The 18,222-nt window shown below is 72.2% G+C and carries 20 protein-coding genes; 2 read left to right on the top strand and 18 right to left on the bottom strand.

Features of this window, described 5'->3' with window-relative positions; all coding sequences use genetic code 11:
* Positions 1-12: 12 nt before the first annotated feature.
* Complete coding sequence (locus ACWDR7_RS09625) at positions 13-657, top strand: class I SAM-dependent methyltransferase (RefSeq protein WP_449854694.1); 645 nt, start codon at positions 13-15, stop codon at positions 655-657.
* A gap of 18 nt (positions 658-675) precedes the next feature.
* Here ACWDR7_RS09625 and dapF read toward each other — a convergent pair whose 3' ends face one another.
* The 16 genes from dapF to ACWDR7_RS09545 all read right to left on the bottom strand — a co-directional run bounded on the left by dapF (position 676) and on the right by ACWDR7_RS09545 (position 16,214).
* Positions 676-1,554, bottom strand: a complete 879-nt coding sequence (gene dapF / locus ACWDR7_RS09620) for a diaminopimelate epimerase (RefSeq protein ID WP_449854693.1) — start codon at positions 1,552-1,554, stop codon at positions 676-678.
* 49 nt (positions 1,555-1,603) lie between these two features.
* A complete protein-coding gene (gene miaA, locus ACWDR7_RS09615) occupies positions 1,604-2,554 on the bottom strand; it encodes a tRNA (adenosine(37)-N6)-dimethylallyltransferase MiaA (protein WP_449854692.1) in 951 nt (316 codons plus the stop codon).
* A 41-nt stretch (positions 2,555-2,595) separates the two neighbouring features.
* A complete protein-coding gene (gene miaB / locus ACWDR7_RS09610; protein WP_449854691.1) occupies positions 2,596-4,149 on the bottom strand; it encodes a tRNA (N6-isopentenyl adenosine(37)-C2)-methylthiotransferase MiaB in 1,554 nt (517 codons plus the stop codon).
* A gap of 72 nt (positions 4,150-4,221) precedes the next feature.
* Entirely contained in the window at positions 4,222-5,139 is a 918-nt protein-coding gene (locus ACWDR7_RS09605; RefSeq protein WP_449854690.1) for a regulatory protein RecX, read from the bottom strand.
* 34 nt (positions 5,140-5,173) lie between these two features.
* Entirely contained in the window at positions 5,174-6,229 is a 1,056-nt protein-coding gene (gene recA, locus ACWDR7_RS09600; protein ID WP_449854689.1) for a recombinase RecA, read from the bottom strand.
* A gap of 272 nt (positions 6,230-6,501) precedes the next feature.
* A complete protein-coding gene (locus ACWDR7_RS09595; RefSeq protein ID WP_449854688.1) occupies positions 6,502-6,720 on the bottom strand; it encodes a DUF3046 domain-containing protein in 219 nt (72 codons plus the stop codon).
* Positions 6,721-6,725: 5 nt separating this feature from the next.
* Positions 6,726-7,034 carry a helix-turn-helix domain-containing protein gene (locus ACWDR7_RS09590; protein ID WP_449854687.1) on the bottom strand — a complete coding sequence of 103 codons (309 nt, stop codon included), beginning with the start codon at positions 7,032-7,034 and terminating at the stop codon, positions 6,726-6,728.
* A 72-nt stretch (positions 7,035-7,106) separates the two neighbouring features.
* Positions 7,107-7,685: a CinA family protein gene (locus ACWDR7_RS09585; RefSeq protein ID WP_449854686.1), complete on the bottom strand. Its 579-nt coding sequence runs from the start codon at positions 7,683-7,685 to the stop codon at positions 7,107-7,109.
* Positions 7,682-8,257 (bottom strand): CDP-diacylglycerol--glycerol-3-phosphate 3-phosphatidyltransferase, encoded by a 576-nt coding sequence (gene pgsA / locus ACWDR7_RS09580; RefSeq protein ID WP_449854685.1) that lies wholly within the window; start codon positions 8,255-8,257, stop codon positions 7,682-7,684. Before pgsA ends, ACWDR7_RS09585 begins: the two co-directional genes overlap by 4 nt.
* Before the next feature lie 12 nt (positions 8,258-8,269).
* On the bottom strand, positions 8,270-11,005 hold the full coding sequence (locus ACWDR7_RS09575) for a DNA translocase FtsK 4TM domain-containing protein (protein ID WP_449854684.1): 2,736 nt from the start codon (positions 11,003-11,005) through the stop codon (positions 8,270-8,272).
* 82 nt (positions 11,006-11,087) lie between these two features.
* Complete coding sequence (locus ACWDR7_RS09570; protein ID WP_449854683.1) at positions 11,088-12,764, bottom strand: ribonuclease J; 1,677 nt, start codon at positions 12,762-12,764, stop codon at positions 11,088-11,090.
* Between the two features lie 80 nt (positions 12,765-12,844).
* Complete coding sequence (gene dapA / locus ACWDR7_RS09565; protein WP_449854682.1) at positions 12,845-13,822, bottom strand: 4-hydroxy-tetrahydrodipicolinate synthase; 978 nt, start codon at positions 13,820-13,822, stop codon at positions 12,845-12,847.
* A 29-nt stretch (positions 13,823-13,851) separates the two neighbouring features.
* Complete coding sequence (locus ACWDR7_RS09560) at positions 13,852-14,364, bottom strand: dihydrofolate reductase (protein ID WP_449854681.1); 513 nt, start codon at positions 14,362-14,364, stop codon at positions 13,852-13,854.
* Positions 14,364-15,173, bottom strand: coding sequence for a thymidylate synthase (locus ACWDR7_RS09555; RefSeq protein ID WP_449854680.1), 810 nt, complete (start codon positions 15,171-15,173; stop codon positions 14,364-14,366). Before ACWDR7_RS09555 ends, ACWDR7_RS09560 begins: the two co-directional genes overlap by 1 nt.
* 74 nt (positions 15,174-15,247) lie before the next feature.
* Positions 15,248-15,787: a DUF4395 domain-containing protein gene (locus ACWDR7_RS09550; protein WP_449854679.1), complete on the bottom strand. Its 540-nt coding sequence runs from the start codon at positions 15,785-15,787 to the stop codon at positions 15,248-15,250.
* Positions 15,780-16,214 (bottom strand): thioredoxin domain-containing protein, encoded by a 435-nt coding sequence (locus tag ACWDR7_RS09545; protein ID WP_449854678.1) that lies wholly within the window; start codon positions 16,212-16,214, stop codon positions 15,780-15,782. Before ACWDR7_RS09545 ends, ACWDR7_RS09550 begins: the two co-directional genes overlap by 8 nt.
* Before the next feature lie 125 nt (positions 16,215-16,339).
* On the opposite strand from ACWDR7_RS09545, the gene ACWDR7_RS09540 reads away from it, so the two are divergent.
* Positions 16,340-16,762: an OsmC family peroxiredoxin gene (locus ACWDR7_RS09540; protein WP_449854677.1), complete on the top strand. Its 423-nt coding sequence runs from the start codon at positions 16,340-16,342 to the stop codon at positions 16,760-16,762.
* 149 nt (positions 16,763-16,911) lie between these two features.
* On the opposite strand, the gene ACWDR7_RS09535 is transcribed toward ACWDR7_RS09540, so the two are convergent.
* Together ACWDR7_RS09535 and ACWDR7_RS09530 are read right to left on the bottom strand one after the other, a co-directional pair.
* A complete protein-coding gene (locus tag ACWDR7_RS09535) occupies positions 16,912-17,355 on the bottom strand; it encodes a hypothetical protein (protein WP_449854676.1) in 444 nt (147 codons plus the stop codon).
* On the bottom strand, positions 17,352-18,170 hold the full coding sequence (locus ACWDR7_RS09530; protein ID WP_449854675.1) for a 4-hydroxy-tetrahydrodipicolinate reductase: 819 nt from the start codon (positions 18,168-18,170) through the stop codon (positions 17,352-17,354). The genes ACWDR7_RS09535 and ACWDR7_RS09530 overlap by 4 nt, the downstream gene beginning before the upstream one ends.
* Positions 18,171-18,222 lie beyond the last annotated feature (52 nt).

Raw genomic sequence — 18,222 nt, 5'->3', positions numbered from 1 at the left:
CGCTGGCCGCCTATGGGAGATCACTACTTCAGCGAGGCTCCCGCCAGCGCCGAGAAGCTTCGGCGCATCCGCATCCCCCTCGCCGGCCGTGAGGTCGAGGTGACGACCGCGGCCGGCGTCTTCAGTCCCGAACGTCTCGACACCGGCACCAAGGTTCTCCTCGACAGCACCCCGGAGCCGCCCGCGGGCGGCGACTTCCTGGACCTCGGATGCGGATGGGGGCCCATCTCGCTGACGCTCGCGACGCTGTCGCCCCGCGCCCGCGTGTGGGCGGTGGATGTGAACGAGCGCGCCCTCGACCTCGTGCGGCGCAACGCCGAGGAGCTCGGCCTCGAGAACATCAACGCCGTCACGCCCGCGGATGTTCCCTCCGACGTGACCTTCCGCACGATCCGCTCGAATCCGCCGATCCGGGTCGGCAAGTCGATGCTCCACGAGCTGATGGAGACGTGGATCCCGCGGCTGGCGGAGCGCAGCGACGCCTACCTCGTGGTCAAGCGCGATCTCGGCTCGGACTCCCTGCAGCGCTGGCTGGCCGCCACGTTCGACGACGGCTTCACCGTGCACCGCACCGCGACGGGCAAGGGCTATCGCGTGATCAAGGTGCGCCGGCACGGCAATCCCCCGACGGCGCCGATCGACACGCTCGGGGTCTGACGCGGGGCGTTCCGCCCGTCAGGCGAGCGCGACCGTGCCCGTGTAGACGAGCGTGGCGGGGCCCGACAGCGCGACGTGCTCGCCGTCCTCGGCGGGGAACATGCGCACGGCGAGCGTGCCGCCCGGCACGTCCACGCGCCAATGGCTCGGCGCCGTGGGCCCCGCCCACTCGCGCACGGCGAGGGCCGTCGCCGCGACGCCCGTGCCGCAGCTGAGGGTCTCGCCCACGCCGCGCTCGAACACGCGCATGCGCACGCGCCCGATGCCGTCCTTCACGAGCGGCTCCTGCGGCACGACGAACTCGATGTTGGCGCCGCGCTCGGGCACCGGCTCGACGACGGGCCGCGCCGTGAGATCCAGCGCCTCGAGCTCGTCCTCGGAGGCGAGGGCGACCACGACGTGCGGGTTGCCGAGGTCGATGCCCAGCCCGGGCCTGGCCACGCCGATCCCGCGGGCGCGCACCGTCGGCTCCCCCGGCTCGGCGCGCCAGCGGCCCAGGTCCACCTGGAAGCCCGTCTCGCTGCGCGTGACGTCCCGCACGCCCGCGCGCGTGCCGATGGGCAGCGTCGAGCCGGCGTCGAGGGTCGCCAGGCCCGCGTCGAGCAGGTACTTGGCGAACACGCGCACCCCGTTGCCGCACATCTCGGCCTTCGAGCCGTCGGCGTTGCGGTAGTCCATGAACCATTCGGCATGCTCGTCCTCGGCGAGGGCCGCGGCCCCCTCGGGGATGCGCTCGGAGCGGACGACGCGCAGCAGGCCGTCGGCCCCGATGCCGAAGCGGCGGTCGCACAGGATGGCGACCTGGTCGTCGCTGAGCTCGAGCTCGCCGTCCGGGTCGGCGACGATCACGAAGTCGTTGCCCGTGCCGTGACCCTTGGTGAACGCGATCTCCGTCATCCCGCCAGTCTACGGATCCGCGCATGGACGGGGGCGAGGAGGGCGCGGGTCAGCCGGCGATCGCGGCGATGGCCGCGGGGTCCGCGCGGCCGGCCTCGTGCCAGCGCACGTCCGCGTAGCGGCGGAACCAGCTCACCTGGCGGCGCGCGTAGCGGCGCGTGAGCGCCTGCGTCTCGGCGATGGCGTCGGCCTCGCCAAGCTCGCCCCGCAGCTGCGCGAGCGCCTGCGCGTAGCCGATCGCGCGGCGCGCCGTGGTGCCCCGCTCGAGCCCGCGCTCGCGCAGCCGGGCGGTCTCGTCGAGCATGCCGCTCGCCCACATCCGCTCCACGCGCCGGTCGAGGCGTTCGATGAGCGCCGGGCGGTCCATCGTGAGGCCGATCAGCTCCGCCGGCCGCCAGGGCACCGGCCGCTCGGGCAGCGCAGCGCCGTGCGTGCGCCCGCCCTGGGCGAGGATCTCCAGGGCACGCACGATTCGCCGGCCGTTGCGCGGGTCGACCCGCTCGGCCGTGGCCGGGTCGGCGGCGCGGAGCCGGTCGTAGAGGGCGCCGGGGCCGGAGCGGTCGAGCTCGGCCTCGAGCTCGGCGCGCAGCCGCTCGTCGCGGGGCGGGAAGCGGAAGTCGAACAGCACGCTCGAGACGTATAGCCCGGATCCGCCGACGAGGATCGCATGACGCCCACGGGCCAGGATGTCGTCGATCGCGGCGCGCGCGTCGTCCTGGTAGCGCGCGACGGCGGCGTCCTCGGTCACCTCGAGCACGTCGAACAGCTGGTGCGGGATGCCCCGCCGCTCGGCAACGGAGAGCTTGGCGGTGCCGACGTCCATGCCGCGGTACAGCTGCATGGCGTCGGCGTTGACGATCTCGGCCCCGCGTCCGCGTGCCGCGAGGGCCTCGGCGAGGTCGAGCGAGAGGTCGCTCTTGCCCGTCCCGGTCGCGCCGACGACCGCCCACAGGCGCGGCCCGTCATCGGGGTCGCGCCCCGACGGCCTCGGCTCGCTCACCGCGTCTCCGCTTGCTGGACTCGGTCCGACGACCGGGGCCGTCAGACGCCGACGCGCAGGGTGGGCAGGCCGAGCTTCACCGGTCCGGACGCGGCGCCGCCGTGGCCGTCGGCGGACGGCACGGCGCACGACTCCGACTGAGTGCGGTCCCACGCGTCGCCGGCGCGGGTGCGGCGGATGCGCAGCGGCGCGCCGTCCGGCGCATCGGCGAGAAGGTGGGACGGCGCCGCGTGGGTGATCGTCACGGTGACGACGTCTCCGGGGCGGGGCAGGTCGGATCCGGCGGGCACCTCGAAGTGGACGAGGCGGTTGTCCTCGGCGCGACCGGTGAGGCGGTGGGTCGCGGCGTCCTTCTTGCCCTCGCCCGTGGACACGAGCACCTCGACCTCGCGGCCGAGCTGCTTCTCGTTCTCCTCGAGCGTGATGCGCTGCTGCAGGGCGATGAGGCGGTCGTAGCGATCCTGCACGACCTCCTTGGGCACCTGGTCGGGCATCGTCGCGGCGGGCGTGCCCTCGCGGATCGAGTACTGGAAGGTGAAGGCGCTCGCGAAGCGGGCCTGCTCCACGACGCGCAGCGTCTCCTGGAAGTCCTCCTCGGTCTCGCCGGGGAAGCCCACGATGATGTCGGTGGAGATGGCGGCGTGCGGGATGCGCTCGCGCACCCGGTCGAGGATGCCGAGGAACTTCGCGCTGCGGTAGGAGCGGCGCATGGCGCGCAGGATGCGGTCGCTGCCCGACTGCAGCGGCATGTGCAGCTGCGGCATCACCTGCGGCGTCTCGGCCATCGCGTCGATCACGTCGTCGGTGAAGGCGGCGGGGTGCGGGCTCGTGAAGCGGATGCGCTCGAGGCCCGGGATCTCTCCCGCGGCGCGCAGCAGCTTGCCGAACGCGTGGCGGTCGCCGAACTCGACGCCGTAGGAGTTGACGTTCTGACCGAGCAGCGTGACCTCGATCGCGCCGTCCTCCACGAGCAGGCGGATCTCGTTCAGGATGTCGCCGGGGCGACGATCCTTCTCCTTGCCGCGCAGGCTGGGCACGATGCAGAACGTGCAGGTGTTGTTGCACCCGACCGAGATCGACACCCAGCCGCTGTAGACGGAGTCGCGCTTGGTCGGCAGCGTGGAGGGGAACGTCTCGAGGGACTCGAGGATCTCGAGCTCCGCCTCCTCGTTGTGACGCGAGCGCTCGAGCAGGCGCGGCAGCGACCCCATGTTGTGCGTGCCGAAGACGACGTCGACCCACGGCGCCTTGCGCTGCACGGTCTCCTTGTCCATCTGCGCCAGGCAGCCGCCGACGGCGATCTGCATGCCGGCGTGCTTGTCCTTGCGCGACTTCAGGTGGCCGAGCGTGCCGTAGAGCTTGCCGGCCGCGTTCTCGCGCACGGCGCACGTGTTGATGATGACGACGTCGGCGTCCTCGCCCTCCGCGGCGCGCACGTAGCCCGCGCTCTCGAGAGAGCCCGAGAGCCGCTCGGAGTCGTGCACGTTCATCTGGCAGCCGAAGGTGCGCACTTCGTACGAACGGGGCCGGCCGTCGGCACCGACGGCGGCCGTCGACGGCTCGATGAGGGTGGGGGCGCTGGAGGGTGTGCTCATGACGGCCTCATTCTACGTTCCCTGGCTGTGCCCGCTGCGAGCTACGTCTCGGCCGTGCTCGGGCATCGGCCTCTACTCGAACCGGACCCCACCGGACGGCGCCCCACCGGACGGGGCCCTGACCTCGAGGAGCGCGCGCCGCGCCGCCGACATCCCGACGGATCCGCCGAACCCCCGCCGCGCGAGCTGACCGACGAGGCGCCGCAGCGCGGTGTCATCGTCGTAGCGCGCCAGCTGCCGGGCCTTGCTGCGCGCGAACTCGAGCGCTCGCTCGGCGTCGTCGTCGGGCAGGTCCGCCAGCGCCGCGTCGATGACATCACGGGGGATGCCGCGCGTCGACAGCGACTGGGCGATGGCGCGCCGCCCCTGCTTCTTCCGCGCCAGCGACGTGTGGATCAGCTGCTCGGCCAGCCGCGCGTCGTCGAGCGCGCCCATCCGCTGCAGGCGCTCGAGGATCTCGTCCGCCGTCTCGCGCGGGAGCTCCTGCACGAGGCGGGAGCGCGCCTCGACCACGGACAGGCCCCGCGTGCCCAGCGAGCGGACGAGACGGCGCTCGGCCCGCTCCGCGAGCTCCGAGGCATCGGGCTCTGAGGCATCGCGCTCGGAGGCATCGCGCCGACGCGGCGCCGCGGCCGCGCCGCCGGCCTCGTCCCCGGCCCCGGCGTCCGCGAAGCGCACCTGCCGCATCCCGTCGCGCTTCTCGATCTCGAGGGTCGGCACCGGGCGCGGGCGCCCCGCTCCGAGGCCTCGCCACGTGGTGTGCCAGGCCGCGTCCGCGTCGCCGTCGGCGGCGTCTGCCTCCGGACCGGCGCCGGAGGGGGACGCCGCGGACGGGATGCGGCGCGTGGGGTGGGTCGGGCCGGCCGCGTGCGGCACCCGCTCCTGCCCCGGCCGGCCGCCCGCAGTCCGACTCCCGGACCGCCCGCGGCCCGCGCCGAAGAGGGGGATGACGGGGGCGAGGTCCTCGCCCCCGTCATGCTGCGTCGTCACGTCGGCTCCCTGCGTGTCGTCGCCTCGCATGGCCTCACGCCGTGCGACGCGCGGTCACCTCGTCGGCCGGAGCCTCGACGGCCGCGGCACCGCTCTGGCCGACGCCGAGCTTCTCCTTGATGCGCGTCTCGATCTCGTTCGCGATGTCGGGGTTCTTGAGCAGGAAGTTGCGCGCGTTCTCCTTGCCCTGGCCGAGCTGATCGCCGTCGTAGGTGAACCACGATCCCGACTTCTTGACGATGCCGTGCTCGACACCGAAGTCGATCAGGCTGCCCTCGCGCGAGATGCCGGTGCCGTAGAGGATGTCGAACTCCGCCTGCTTGAAGGGCGGCGCCATCTTGTTCTTGACGACCTTGACGCGTGTGCGGTTTCCGACCGCCTCGCTGCCGTCCTTCAGCGTCTCGATGCGGCGGATGTCGAGGCGGACGGACGCGTAGAACTTCAGCGCCTTTCCACCCGCGGTGGTCTCGGGCGATCCGAAGAACACGCCGATCTTCTCGCGCAGCTGGTTGATGAAGATCGCCGTCGTCTTCGTCTGGTTCAGCCCACCGGTGAGCTTGCGAAGCGCCTGCGACATGAGGCGCGCCTGCAGGCCCACGTGCGAGTCGCCCATCTCGCCCTCGATCTCGGCGCGGGGCACGAGCGCCGCGACGGAGTCGATGACGACGACGTCGATCGCGCCGGAGCGGATCAGCATGTCCGCGATCTCGAGCGCCTGCTCACCCGTGTCGGGCTGCGAGACGAGGAGCTGGTCGATGTCGACGCCGAGCTTCTTCGCATACTCGGGGTCGAGCGCGTGCTCCGCGTCGACGAACGCCGCGATTCCGCCGGCGCGCTGGACGTTGGCGATCGCGTGGAGGGTCAGCGTCGTCTTACCCGACGACTCCGGCCCGTAGATCTCGATGATGCGGCCGCGGGGCAGTCCGCCGACGCCGAGCGCGACGTCGAGGGCGATGGAGCCCGTGGGGATGACCTCGACCGGGGCGCGCTCATCGCTGCCCAGTCGCATGATCGAGCCCTTCCCGAACTGCCGGTCGATCTGGGCGAGGGCCGACTCGAGGGCCTTCTCGCGATCTGCTGCTGAGGGCATGACGTGCTCCTTCTGCTCGTGATTCCGCCGCCTCTAGGCTGTCGCGACCCGCTCGGTCGAGCGGGTTCTCCGACAAGGCGTGTGGCTGGGTGCCTGTCTGCCACGGTACGAGGGGCCTCCGACATCGCATGTGGGAGATCCGCGGACTGTGGAAGGCCCGGCACCCGGGTCCACCTGTGCACGAGGCTACGCGCGAAAAGAACGGATGTTCGACAACACGCCGTACGGATGTTCGACTCCACCGGCGGGCACGCGCGAGACGCGGCCCCGCGTCAGCGCCGGGGCTCGATCCGGCCCGCGCCGTAGCGGCGCTCGGCGGGGACGTCCGTCTCCTCGCACAGCGCGAGCCAGATCTCGCGCGGCGGCACGCCGGCGTCGAGCGCCTCCGTCGCCGTCCGCCCGAAGCCGGGCAGCACGAGATCGTTCAGCAGCGACACCGCATGGGCGCCGAACTCGTCGTCGACCGCGCGCAGGAACTCGCTTCGCCGCAAGAGCGTCAGCGCAGCGACAGCTCGGGGCCGACCTGCGCCACGAGGTCGTCGGGGACGACGTCCGGGAAGTGATCCACGCCCTCGACCACCGCGATGCGGTCGCCGACCGTGCGCATGATCGTGGAGATGGGGATGTCGAGCGCCTCGGCCACCGACGCGAGGATCTCGCTCGAGGCCTCCTTCTGCCCGCGCTCCACCTCGCTGAGGTAGCCCAGCGCGACGCTCGCCTTGCTCGCGACCTGGCGGAGGGTCTGCCCCTGCTGCTGACGGAAATCCCGCAGGACGTCGCCGATCTCTTGACGTACCAGGATCATGTCGGGCCCCCTCCTCACTGCAGCCGACCGGTTCGTTCGGGTGCACAACAGTACAACACCGTGTGACCCAATCTAATCCCGGGATCTGTCGGATTCCTCGGAATCACACAGATTTCCCTCGCCGGCTACCCGCGTGGGGGATTCGGCGCGCACGAAGTCGAGCGTCAGGCGCAGCGCCAGGCCCACCGCCTGCGCGCGGATCTCGTCGCGGTCGCCGGACAGCACGGCCCGCTCCGTGTGCGTGCCGCCGGGCAGGCTCACGCCGATGTCGACGGTTCCGACCGGCTGCCCGTCCGGCGAGACCGGGCCGGCGATCCCGGTCGTCGCGACGCCGACCTCGGACGCCGCGCCGTCGACGGCCATCGCGCGCCGCACGCCCTCCGCCATCTGCGCCGCCACCCGCGGCTGCACCGCCCCGCCGTGGGCGAGCGTGCGGGCGTCGACCCCGAGCAGGCTGCGCTTGATGGCCGTGTCGTACGCGACCACTCCCCCGCGCAGGCTCGCGGAGGCGCCGGGGATCTCCACGAGCGCCGAGGCGAGCAGACCGCCGGTCAGCGACTCGGCGACGGCGATGGTCCAGCCACGGGCGCGCAGCTGCGCAAGAAGATCCGACGCCACGCCGAACGTGCCGGGCACCGACGGCCCGCTCATCGCACCGCCCGCGCGCCCCGCACCTGCGCGACGACGTAGTCGACGCCGCTCGCGAGCGTGAGTACGACGACCACCCACATCAGCACCGCCGTGATCACCGCCCACGGGCCGACGCCGATGAGCAGGTGCAGGGGCAGCAGCGCCCACGAGAGCGCGACGGCCTGCACCGTGGTCTTGAGCTTGCCCATCCACGCCGCCGCGACCACGTGCTCGCGTGCCACGACGAGCCGGTGCACCGTGATGCCCCACTCGCGCACGAGGATGACGACGACCATCCACCAGGCCATCTCGCCCAGGATCGCGAGGCCGACGAACGCGAGACCCGTGAGGAGCTTGTCGGCGATGGGATCCCACAGCTTGCCGAAGTCGCTGACGATGTCGTAGCGACGCGCGAGGTAGCCGTCGACCCAGTCGGTGGAGATCGCCACGACGAACAGCACGCCGGCGACCCAGCGCAGCGCGAGATCGGCCTCACCATGCCGCCCCGCGAGCAGCAGGAGGATGAGGAAGAGGATCGCGAGCGGGATGCGGGCGACGGTGATCGCGTTCGGCAGCTGCCGGGGAATGGCCATGCGTGAAGTGTCTCAGTCCCGCCCGGTCAGCTGCCAGGCGTCCTCGTCGCCGTCCTCGTCCTCGACGGGGCGGCCGGCGAACTGGGCCTCGATCGGGTCGTCGGCGTAGCGGTCGTCCTCGGGCTCCTCGGCGGCCGCGGGGGCCGGCGGCGCCACGTCCTCGCCCTTGATGCGCGCGAGCACCTCGGGCAGCTGCTCGGGGGTGACGAGCACGTCGCGGGCCTTCGAGCCCTCGGACGGGCCGACGATCTCGCGCGACTCCAGCAGGTCCATGAGGCGACCGGCCTTGGCGAAGCCCACCCGCAGCTTGCGCTGCAGCATCGAGGTCGAGCCGAACTGGCTCGACACGACGAGCTCGGCCGCCGCCAGCAGCACCTCGAGGTCGTCGCCGATGTCCTCGTCGATCTCCTTCTTCTTCGCGTCGATCGCCTCGGCCACGTCGGAGCGGTACTCGGGGCGGGCCTGCCCGGTGACGTGCTTGACCACGCGGTCGATCTCGTCCTCGGTCACCCACGCGCCCTGCACGCGGAACGGCTTCGACGACCCCATCGGCGAGAACAGGGCGTCGCCCTGGCCGATGAGCTTGTCGGCGCCGCCCTCGTCGAGGATGACGCGGCTGTCGGTGACGCTCGTCACCGCGAAGGCGAGGCGGGAGGGCACGTTGGCCTTGATGAGGCCCGTGACCACGTTGACCGACGGGCGCTGCGTCGCGAGCACGAGGTGGATGCCGGCGGCGCGGGCCAGCTGCGTGATGCGGACGATGGAGTCCTCGACGTCGCGCGGGGCGACCATCATGAGGTCGGCGAGCTCGTCGACGACCACGAGCAGGTACGGGTACGGCTTCAGCACCCGCTCGCTGCCCGGCGGCAGCTCGACCTCGCCGCGCGCGAGGGCGGCGTTGAAGTCGTCGACGTGGCGGTAGCCGAACGACGCGAGGTCGTCATACCGCATGTCCATCTCCTTCACGACCCACTGCAGCGCCTCGGCGGCCTTCTTCGGGTTCGTGATGATGGGCGTGATCAGGTGCGGCACGCCGGCGTAGTTCGTCAGCTCCACGCGCTTGGGGTCGACGAGCACCATGCGCACCTCGCTCGGCTTGGCGCGCATCAGGATGCTCGTGATCATCGAGTTCACGAAGCTCGACTTTCCGGATCCCGTGGATCCGGCGACGAGCAGGTGCGGCATCTTCGCGAGGTTGGCGACGACATAGCCGCCCGAGACGTCCTTGCCCACGCCGATGGTCATGGGGTGCGTCGACTTCTGCGCCGCAGGCGACCGCAGCACGTCGCCGAGCGCGACCGTCTCGCGGTCGACGTTCGGGATCTCGATGCCGATCGCGCTCTTGCCGGGGATCGGCGCGAGGATGCGGACGTCGTTCGACGCGACCGCGTACGAGATGTTGTTCGACAGCTGCGTGATCTTCTCGACCTTCACGCCGGGGCCGAGCTCGACCTCGTACTGCGTGACCGTCGGGCCACGGGAGAAGCCGGTGACCTTCGCGTCGACCTTGAACTGCTCGAAGACGCCCTCGATCTGCTGCACCATGCGCTCGTTCGCCTCGGACTTGGCGATCGAGGGCGGCCCGGCCGAGAGCGCGGCGGGCGAGGGCAGCACATAGGGCGTGGACGGCGGCTGGGGTCCGCGCGATCCGGGACCGTCGGTGCCGAACCCGCTGAGGCCGGGCAGCGCCTCGGCGAGGTCGCCGGTGTCGTCGCCGTCGCCCACGAGCCCCGTCGATCCGGACTCGCGCAGTCCGGCCGTCACGCCGCTCAGGTCGGAGAGGATCTCGGTGGCGTCGTCGGCGGGCTCGGGGTCGGCGACGACGACCGCGTTGTGGTAGCCGCCGTCGGTCTGGGTGCCGAGCAGCTCGGTGAGGTCCTGAGGATCGGTGACGACATCCGACTCCTCCTCGCGGCCGCTCTTGTTGCGGCGCCACCAGGGGCGGTCGTCGGCGTCGTCGTCGGACGCCTCGTCGTCGGCCTTGCCCTTGCCCTTGCCCTTGCCCTTGCCGAGCACCTTCGTCGGGGCGGTCTCGCCGGCGTCCTCGACGACGCGCTCGGTGCCGAACATCCAGGCGTACAGGTCGCCGAGCCGGCTCACGATCCGGTTCGGCGGCGTCTTGGTGAGGATCAGCACGCTCAGCGCGCCCAGCAGGCCGAGCAGGATGTACGCGCCGACATCGGTGAGGAGCATCGCGAGGGGCTCGCCGATCATCCATCCGAACAGCCCGCCGGCCTCGCTCAGCGCCGGCATGCCGGCCGGGGGCTGGGGGCGGCCGCCTGCCACGTGGCAGAAGCCCGCGACGGTGACGGAGAGCAGGCCGAAGCCGATGCCGATGCGGCCGTTGTCGTGCACGGACGAGGGGTGGCGGAAGAGCCAGCCCGCCAGCAGGAGCAGCAGCACCGGGTAGACGAACGCCGTGCGCCCGATGAAGAGCCCGAAGGTGTACGCGCTCACGAGCGACGCCGCCTCGTTGCCGATGAACACCCACTCGGTGACGGCGCCGGCCGCGGCCAGCAGCACGAGCAGGAACGGGAAGCCGTCGCGGCGGTCGTCCTTCTCGAGGCTCTCGGGCCCGAACACGCGGAACAGCCCGCCCACGCCGTGGGCGAGGCCGTTCCAGGCGCGCACCGCGACGGGCGGCTTGTCGGCCTCGCCGACGTACTTCTTCGGCGCCGGCGCCGGCTTGCGGGCGCGCGACGACGCCTTCGAGCGGGCGCTCTTGGGGTCGGTCGACGTGCGTGCCATGCGCTCCACGCTACGCGCGGGCGCCGACATCCGGCGGGAGCGACCCGGGTTTCCGCGGATCCCGCGCCGCTCCGGTCCCGCGTCAGGCCTCGATGACGACCGGGACGATCATCGGGCGGCGGCGCAGCGAGTTGCCCACCCAGCGGCCGATCGTGCGGCGCACGGTCTGCGTCAGCGCGTGGTTGTCGCGCACGCCGTTCTGCGCGGCCTCCTCGAGGGCGGCGGCGATCTTCGGCTTGACCTTGTCGAACACCGCGTCGTCCTCGGCCACGCCGCGCGCCTGGATCTCGGGACCCGAGATGATGCGTCCGGTCTGGGCGTCGACGACGACGATGACCGAGACGAAGCCCTCCTCGCCCAGCACGCGGCGATCCTTGAGGTCGGCGTCGGTGATGGCGCCCACGCTCGACCCGTCCACGTACACGAAGCCCAGGTCGAGCTGGCCCACGACCTCGGCGACGCCGTCGCGCAGGTCGACCACGGTGCCGTTCTGGCCGAGGATCGTGCGCGTCTCGGGGATGCCCGTGTCCTGCGCCAGCTTGGCGTTGGCCATGAGGTGGCGGTACTCGCCGTGCACGGGCAGCACGTTGCGCGGCTGGAGGATGTTGTAGCAGTACAGCAGCTCGCCCGCCGCCGCGTGGCCCGAGACGTGCACGCGCGCGTTGGCCTTGTGCACGACGTTGGCGCCGAGCTTCGTGAGCCCGTCGATGACACGGTAGACCGCGTTCTCGTTGCCGGGGATGAGCGAGGAGGCGAGGATCACGGTGTCGCCGGGACCGGGCTCGATCTCGTGGTCGAGGTTCGCCATCCGGCTGAGGACGGCCATCGGCTCGCCCTGCGATCCGGTCGACATGTAGACGATCTCGCTGTCGGGGATGTCGCGGGCCTTCTTGTAGTCGATGAGCACGCCCTGCGGGACCTGCAGGTAGCCGAGGTCGGCGGCGATCGTCATGTTCCGCAGCATGCTGCGGCCAAGCAGCGCGACGCGGCGGCCGTTCGCGGCGGCGGCGTCGAGCACCTGCTGCACGCGGTGCACGTGGCTCGAGAAGCTCGCCACGATGACGCGTCCCGTGGTCTTCGAGATCACCTGGTCGAGCACGGGACCGATGGCCCGCTCCGTCGGGGTGAAGCCCGGCACGTCGGCGTTCGTGGAGTCGGGCAGGAAGAGGTCGACGCCCTCCTCCCCCAGGCGCGCGAAGGCGCGCAGGTCGGTGATGCGGCCGTCGAGCGGCAGCTGGTCCATCTTGAAGTCGCCCGTGTGCAGCACGAGGCCGGCGGGCGTGCGGATCGCGATGGCGAGCGCGTCGGGGATCGAGTGGTTCACGGCCACGAACTCGAGGTCGAAGGGTCCGACGCTCAGGCGCTCGCCCTCGACGACCTTCTGCGAGACCGGCCGGATCCGGTGCTCCTTGAGCTTCGCCTGCGTGAGCGCGAGCGTGAGGCCCGATCCGATGATGGGGATGTCCTCGCGCAGGCGCAGCAGGTACGGCACGGCGCCGATGTGGTCTTCGTGGCCGTGCGTGAGCACGACGCCGACGATGTCGTCGAGGCGGCCGCGCACGGGCTCGATGTCGGGCAGGATGAGGTCGACGCCGGGCTGGTGCTCCTCGGGGAAGAGCACGCCGCAGTCGACGATGAGGATCTTGCCGTCGAACTCGTACGTGGTCATGTTGCGGCCGACCTCGCCGAGGCCGCCGAGCGGGGTCACGCGCAGCACGCCGCTCTCGAGGGGGCGCGGGTCGTAGACAGGTGTGGACATGGTCCGCCTTCCCGGGACGCGGGGCGTCCGGTCGTCGATTCTTCTGTTGTCGTGCGGGCGCTTCACGCCCGCGGAGGTCTTCAGCGCGTGGTGCCGGGGATCTTCGGCAGCGCACCGCCGGCGGCCGCATTGCGGTCGGGGCGGAAGTCGGAGAAGTCGACGCCCTCGACGCCCTTCACGAGGGCCAGCTCGTCCTCGATGACGGCGGCCTCCCACTCCTCGGGGCCGACGAGGGGCAGGCGCACGCGCGGGCTCGAGATGCGGCCGAGGCCGTGCAGGATGTACTTGGCCGAGACCGTGCCCGGCACGTGCGTCATGACGGCGCGGACGAGCGGCTCGAGGCGCATGTGCGCATCGGTTGCGGCCGCGAGGTCGCCGCGGTTCACGGCGTCGACGATCGTGCGGTACGGCGCCGGCGCGATGTTGGCCGTCACGCTGATGGCGCCCACGGCGCCGATCGACATGTGCGGCAGCACGTTGGCGTCGTCGCCCGAGAAGTACATCAGATCGGTCTGGTTCAGCACGCGGCTGACCTCGCTGAAGTCGCCCTTGGCGTCCTTGATCGCGAGGATGTTGGGGTGCTTCGCGAGGCGCAGGATCGTCTCGTACCGGATCGGCACGCCGGTGCGGCCGGGGATGTCGTACAGGATGACCGGCAGATCCGTCGCGTTCGCGACGAGGCGGAAGTGCGTGAGGATGCCCGCCTGCGTCGGCTTGTTGTAGTACGGCGTGACGATCATGATGCCGTCGGCGCCGGCCTTCTCGCTCTTCCGGTAGAGCTCGATCGCGTGCGCGGTCTCGTTCGATCCGCCGCCCGTGATGATCCGGGCGCGCCCCGCGGCGACGTCCTTGCCGACCTCGACGAGCCGGATCTTCTCGGCGTCGGTGAGGGTGGAGGTCTCGCCCGTGGTGCCCGTGACGACGACGCCGTCGGCGCCCGCCGAGACGACGTCGTCGATGTGCTTCTCGACGCTGGGCCAATCGACCTCGCCGTCGGCCGTCATCGGAGTGACGAGCGCGACGAGCACCTGCCCGAAGGGATTGCCCGAGTGCGTCATGCCTCCAGGCTATCGTCCCCCGCCTGCGCTCACGCCCGGGCGTAGACGAGGAAGCGGTAGCGGAGGCCGCTCTCGCTCGTGTGCCAGCCGTCCGCCGGATCGGCGCGGATCGTCCGCCACTCGGGGCCGATCGGCGGCGCGAAGGCGTCGCCGTCGACCTCGAGATCGATCTCGGTCACCCACAGCTCGTCGAGGCGCGGCATCGCCTGCGCGTAGATCTGCCCACCCCCGAGGATCCACGCGTCCTCCGACGCGGCGGCCGCGGCGGCCACGCCCTCGTCGAGCGAGGGCACGACGGTCGCCCCTGGCGCGTCGTACGCGGCGTCGCGCGTGACGACGATGTTCGTCCGGCCGGGCAGCGGCCGCCAACGCGGCGGGAACGACTCCCACGTGCGGCGCCCCATGACCACAGGGTGGCCGGACGTGGAGCGCTTGAAGTACGCCAGGTCCTCCGGCAGGTGCCACGGCATGTCGCCCGCGGCCCCGATCACCCCGCGCCCGTCGCGCGAGCGGGCCTGTGCCCAGATGGCCCGCAGCGTCATCAGACGGCGACCGGTGCCTTGATGGTGGGGTGGTGCTGGTAGTCGCGGATCTCGAAGTCCTCGAGCTCGTAGTCGAAGATCGACTCCGGGCGGCGTGCGAAGTGCAGCGTGGGGTACGGGTAGGGCTCGCGCGAGAGCTGCTCGGCCACCTGCTCGCGGTGGTTGTCGTAGATGTGCACGTCGCCGCCGGTCCACACGAACTCGCCGAGCTCGAGGCCCGTCTGCTGCGCGACCATCGCGGTCAGCAGGGCGTAGGAGGCGATGTTGAACGGCACGCCGAGGAACATGTCGGCGCTGCGCTGGTACAGCTGGCACGAGAGCCGGCCGTCGGCCACGTAGAACTGGAACATGGCGTGGCACGGCGGCAGCGCCATGCCCTCGATCTCCGACGGGTTCCACGCCGTCACGAGGTGGCGCCGCGAGTCGGGGTTGCGCCGGATCTGCTCGACGACGTTCGCGATCTGGTCGATCTGCTGCCCGTCGGGGGCCGGCCACGAGCGCCACTGCACGCCGTACACGGGGCCGAGGTCGCCGTTCTCGTCGGCCCACTCGTCCCAGATCCGCACGCCGCGCTCCTGCAGCCAGCGCACATTGGAGTCGCCGCGCAGGAACCAGAGCAGCTCGAGGGCGACCGACTTGAAGTGCACGCGCTTGGTCGTGATGAGCGGGAAGCCCTGCGACAGGTCGTAGCGCAGCTGGCGCCCGAACACGCTCGTCGTCCCCGTGCCGGTGCGGTCGTCCTTGTGCGTGCCGTTGGCGAGGACGTCGCGGAGCAGATCCTCGTACGGGGTGGGGATGGCGGCGCTCATGGCTTCAAGGGTACGTCCGGGCACCGACACTCGGACCGCGACGCGCTGCCCCTCATCGTGTGTCGCCCCGCCGCTCAGGCGGCGCGGCCGACGACGCCGAGCCGCTGCAGGCCCAGATACATCTGGCAGCCCAGGCAGAACCCGAACGCCGCGTTGAGGAAGGCCGCGACGAAGGCCGCCGCGGCCGCGATCGGCAGGGCCAGCGGCACGCCCAGCAGGTGCAGCACCAGCCCGGCGCCCGTCACGAACAGCCCGACCCCCTGCGCGAACCGCGGCGGGCGCGGGTCCTCGAGGTCGGCCGGCGGTCCGAGCCGGGGACGCACGAACCGTCGGAACACGACGCCCCACGGGGCCGTGCGCGGCGAGGCGGCGCCCCAGAGGAAGAGCGCGGCGGCGATCGCCACGAGGACGAAGCCGACGTCGGCCGCGCGCTCGGCGACCGTGGCACCGGGGAGCCACCACTCGTCGACCTCGGGCAAGGTGTGAACGTAGGCCACCCGCGTCCGCGCGGCGGAGTTCCCGACGAACGCGGCGAACGTCGCCACCAGCAGCAGCGCCGACGTGATCCCGGCCGCGAACCGCGGTCCCCGCGGGTCGATCCCCTGGTCAGGCATGCACCCCTCCGATCCGTTCGAGCTCGGCGACGACCGTCGACCGTTGCGGCGCTCCCCCGATGCGCGCGTGCGGCGCGCCGGAGCCGTCCAGCACCAGCACGGTCGGCGTCTGCAGCACCTGGAATCGGCGCGCGAGATCCGGTCGGTGGGTGAGGCCGACGTCCACGTGCCGCACGCCGGCGTGCGACGACGCGACGTCGGAGAGCAGGCGACGCGTCGACGGGCACTTGGCGCACACCTCGGTGCTGAACTGCAGGAGCGTCGCCCGCTCGCCGAACGCGCCGGCGTCGACCCCCACATCGACGGTGGAGATCGTCCCCTGCCCCACCCGCCGCGCCCGCCCCTGTCCGCGGCGCAGCGCGAGGCCGAGCAGCACCGCGACGAGCACGATGCCGGCCAGGATCAGCGCGGCGGCGAGGGGCGACATGCTCCGATGCTGGCACGGTTGCGCGGCCGCCGGCCCCGTTGCGAAGAAATATGACGACGAGAACCCCTGCTGCACCGGTGCGCTCGTCAGTAGGCTGGCGACGAACCCGCAATCGAGGAGGACATATGAGCGTCACGAGCAAGGCCACCACCACCTGGAGCGGTTCGCTCTTCGAGGGGTCCGGCACCGTCGCGCCGGGCTCGGGCATCGGCACGTTCCCGGTCAACTGGAAGGCCCGCAGCGAGGGCTCCGAGAGCACGACGACGCCCGAGGAGCTGATCGCGGCCGCGCACTCGTCGTGCTTCAGCATGGCGCTGTCGAACGCGCTGGCTCAGAACGGCACCCCGCCCGAGAGCATCGCGGCCACCGCCTCCGTGACGTTCGTGCCCGGCACCGGCATCACCGGCAGCCACCTCAACGTGAGCGCGACCGTGCCCGGCCTGGACGCCGAGAAGTTCGCCGAGATCGCCGAGGGCGCGAAGGCGGGCTGCCCCGTGTCGCAGGCGCTGTCGGGCATCGAGATCACGCTCGAGGCCACGCTGGCCTGAGCCGCAGGGCCCCCGCTGAGCGGGGCGGTTTCGCTGGTCGCTTCATCTGCGCGGCCTGCGGCCGCTCCGTTCAGCAACCGATCCGCGCGAGCCTGCGGCCGCTCCGTTCAGCAACCGACCGGGCCGCGGCCTGCTCAGTGCCGTCCGCGTCAGCGCTCCGCGCGCTCGCGGCGGATCGCCTCGCGGATCGCCTCCCGCGCGCGGCGGCGGTCGCCGGCGGCGTCGTAGGCCAGGCCGAGCCGGTACCAGGCGCGCCAGTCGTCGGGCCGCGCCTCGACCTCGGCGCGGTACTTCGGGAAGACGGCGTCGCCGTCCGCGCGCTCGACGCGCCCGCTCGGGCGCACCGTCACCGGGTCGTCGGGCAGCGCGCCCTCGGCCTCGAGCCGCGCGCCGAGGCGCTCGGCCCCGGCACCGAACAGCAGCTCGCGCGCCAGCGCCCACACGGCGATGGCGGGCAGCACGAGCATGGCCACGCCCATCGCGACGGCCACGGGCTCCCCCGTGCCGAGCAGCGCGACGGCGCGCACGCCCACGAGCCAGATGTAGAGCAGGAGCGCCGCCGCGATGACGGCGACGCCGATGCGCGTCCTCACGCGGTCGCGATCGTGCTCGTGGTCGCGGCGACCTGCCCGGCGGCGGCGTCCTCCGCGACGGGGCGGCCCGCGCGCGGGCGGGGCGTGCCGACGCCGATGTCGATGAAGCTGTCGAGCCCCACGACGACGCCGCGCGCCTCGAGGGCGCCGGCGAGCGCCACGCGGATGCCGGGCGCGTAGGCCTCGGCGGGATCGGTCGTGTCGTGCACGATCGAGAGCGTCTCGCCGGGGCCGGAGAGGATCGACTCCTGGCGCGCGATCACGCCGGGGCGGCGCAGCGAGTGCACGGGCACGCTCGCCACCTGCTGGCCGCGCGCCCGCTGATCGGCATGCGGGGCCTCGACCGGCGCCTGCCGGGCGGCGGTGATGAGCTCGGCGGTGCGCACGGCGGTGCCCGAGGGCGAGTCGATCTTCGAGTCGCGATGCGCCTCGACGATCTCGGCGAACGGGAAGAACCGGCTCGCCGCCGCCGCGATCGCGGTGCCGATGACCGATCCGAGAGAGAAGTTCGGGATGAACACCGCGCCGGTGCCCGCCGCCTCGACGAGCGGGCGCACGAGCGCGATGCGCTCCGCCGACCACCCGCTCGTGCCCACGAGCACGTTGAGGCCCCGCTCCGCCGCGGCGCGCACCACCTCGATGCTCACCGCGGGCGTCGACGCGTCGACCACGAGGTCGGCGCCGTCCAGCTCGGACAGATCGCTGCCCGATCCCAGTACCGACGCGACCTCAAAGCCCTCGAGCTCCTCGATCACGCCGCGGATGATCGACCCCAGCTTGCCGTTCCCGCCCACGAGGGCGACGCGCGTGCTCACTTCGTCTCGCTCCGCTCGCTCAGTACAGGCATACGCCCCATCCTACGGAGCG

This window comes from Microbacterium sp. NPDC003461 (genome assembly GCF_053588335.1).
This window is presented reverse-complemented; position numbering and strand designations above follow the sequence as displayed.

Excerpts from the sequence above, each read along its gene's own strand:
- ACWDR7_RS09570 (WP_449854683.1), bottom strand. The coding sequence starts at position 12,764 with ATGTCCACACCTGTCTACGACCCGCGCCCCCTCGAGAGCGGCGTGCTG.
- dapF (WP_449854693.1), bottom strand. The coding sequence starts at position 1,554 with ATGACGGAGATCGCGTTCACCAAGGGTCACGGCACGGGCAACGACTTC.
- ACWDR7_RS09550 (WP_449854679.1), bottom strand. The coding sequence starts at position 15,787 with ATGCCTGACCAGGGGATCGACCCGCGGGGACCGCGGTTCGCGGCCGGG.
- recA (WP_449854689.1), bottom strand. The coding sequence starts at position 6,229 with ATGCCCTCAGCAGCAGATCGCGAGAAGGCCCTCGAGTCGGCCCTCGCC.
- ACWDR7_RS09585 (WP_449854686.1), bottom strand. The coding sequence starts at position 7,685 with ATGAGCGGGCCGTCGGTGCCCGGCACGTTCGGCGTGGCGTCGGATCTT.
- miaB (WP_449854691.1), bottom strand. The coding sequence starts at position 4,149 with ATGAGCACACCCTCCAGCGCCCCCACCCTCATCGAGCCGTCGACGGCC.
- ACWDR7_RS09540 (WP_449854677.1), top strand. The coding sequence starts at position 16,340 with ATGAGCGTCACGAGCAAGGCCACCACCACCTGGAGCGGTTCGCTCTTC.
- ACWDR7_RS09575 (WP_449854684.1), bottom strand. The coding sequence starts at position 11,005 with ATGGCACGCACGTCGACCGACCCCAAGAGCGCCCGCTCGAAGGCGTCG.
- ACWDR7_RS09590 (WP_449854687.1), bottom strand. The coding sequence starts at position 7,034 with ATGATCCTGGTACGTCAAGAGATCGGCGACGTCCTGCGGGATTTCCGT.
- ACWDR7_RS09560 (WP_449854681.1), bottom strand. The coding sequence starts at position 14,364 with ATGACGCTGCGGGCCATCTGGGCACAGGCCCGCTCGCGCGACGGGCGC.
- ACWDR7_RS09545 (WP_449854678.1), bottom strand. The coding sequence starts at position 16,214 with ATGTCGCCCCTCGCCGCCGCGCTGATCCTGGCCGGCATCGTGCTCGTC.
- ACWDR7_RS09625 (WP_449854694.1), top strand. The coding sequence starts at position 13 with ATGGGAGATCACTACTTCAGCGAGGCTCCCGCCAGCGCCGAGAAGCTT.
- dapA (WP_449854682.1), bottom strand. The coding sequence starts at position 13,822 with ATGACGCACTCGGGCAATCCCTTCGGGCAGGTGCTCGTCGCGCTCGTC.
- pgsA (WP_449854685.1), bottom strand. The coding sequence starts at position 8,257 with ATGGCCATTCCCCGGCAGCTGCCGAACGCGATCACCGTCGCCCGCATC.
- ACWDR7_RS09555 (WP_449854680.1), bottom strand. The coding sequence starts at position 15,173 with ATGAGCGCCGCCATCCCCACCCCGTACGAGGATCTGCTCCGCGACGTC.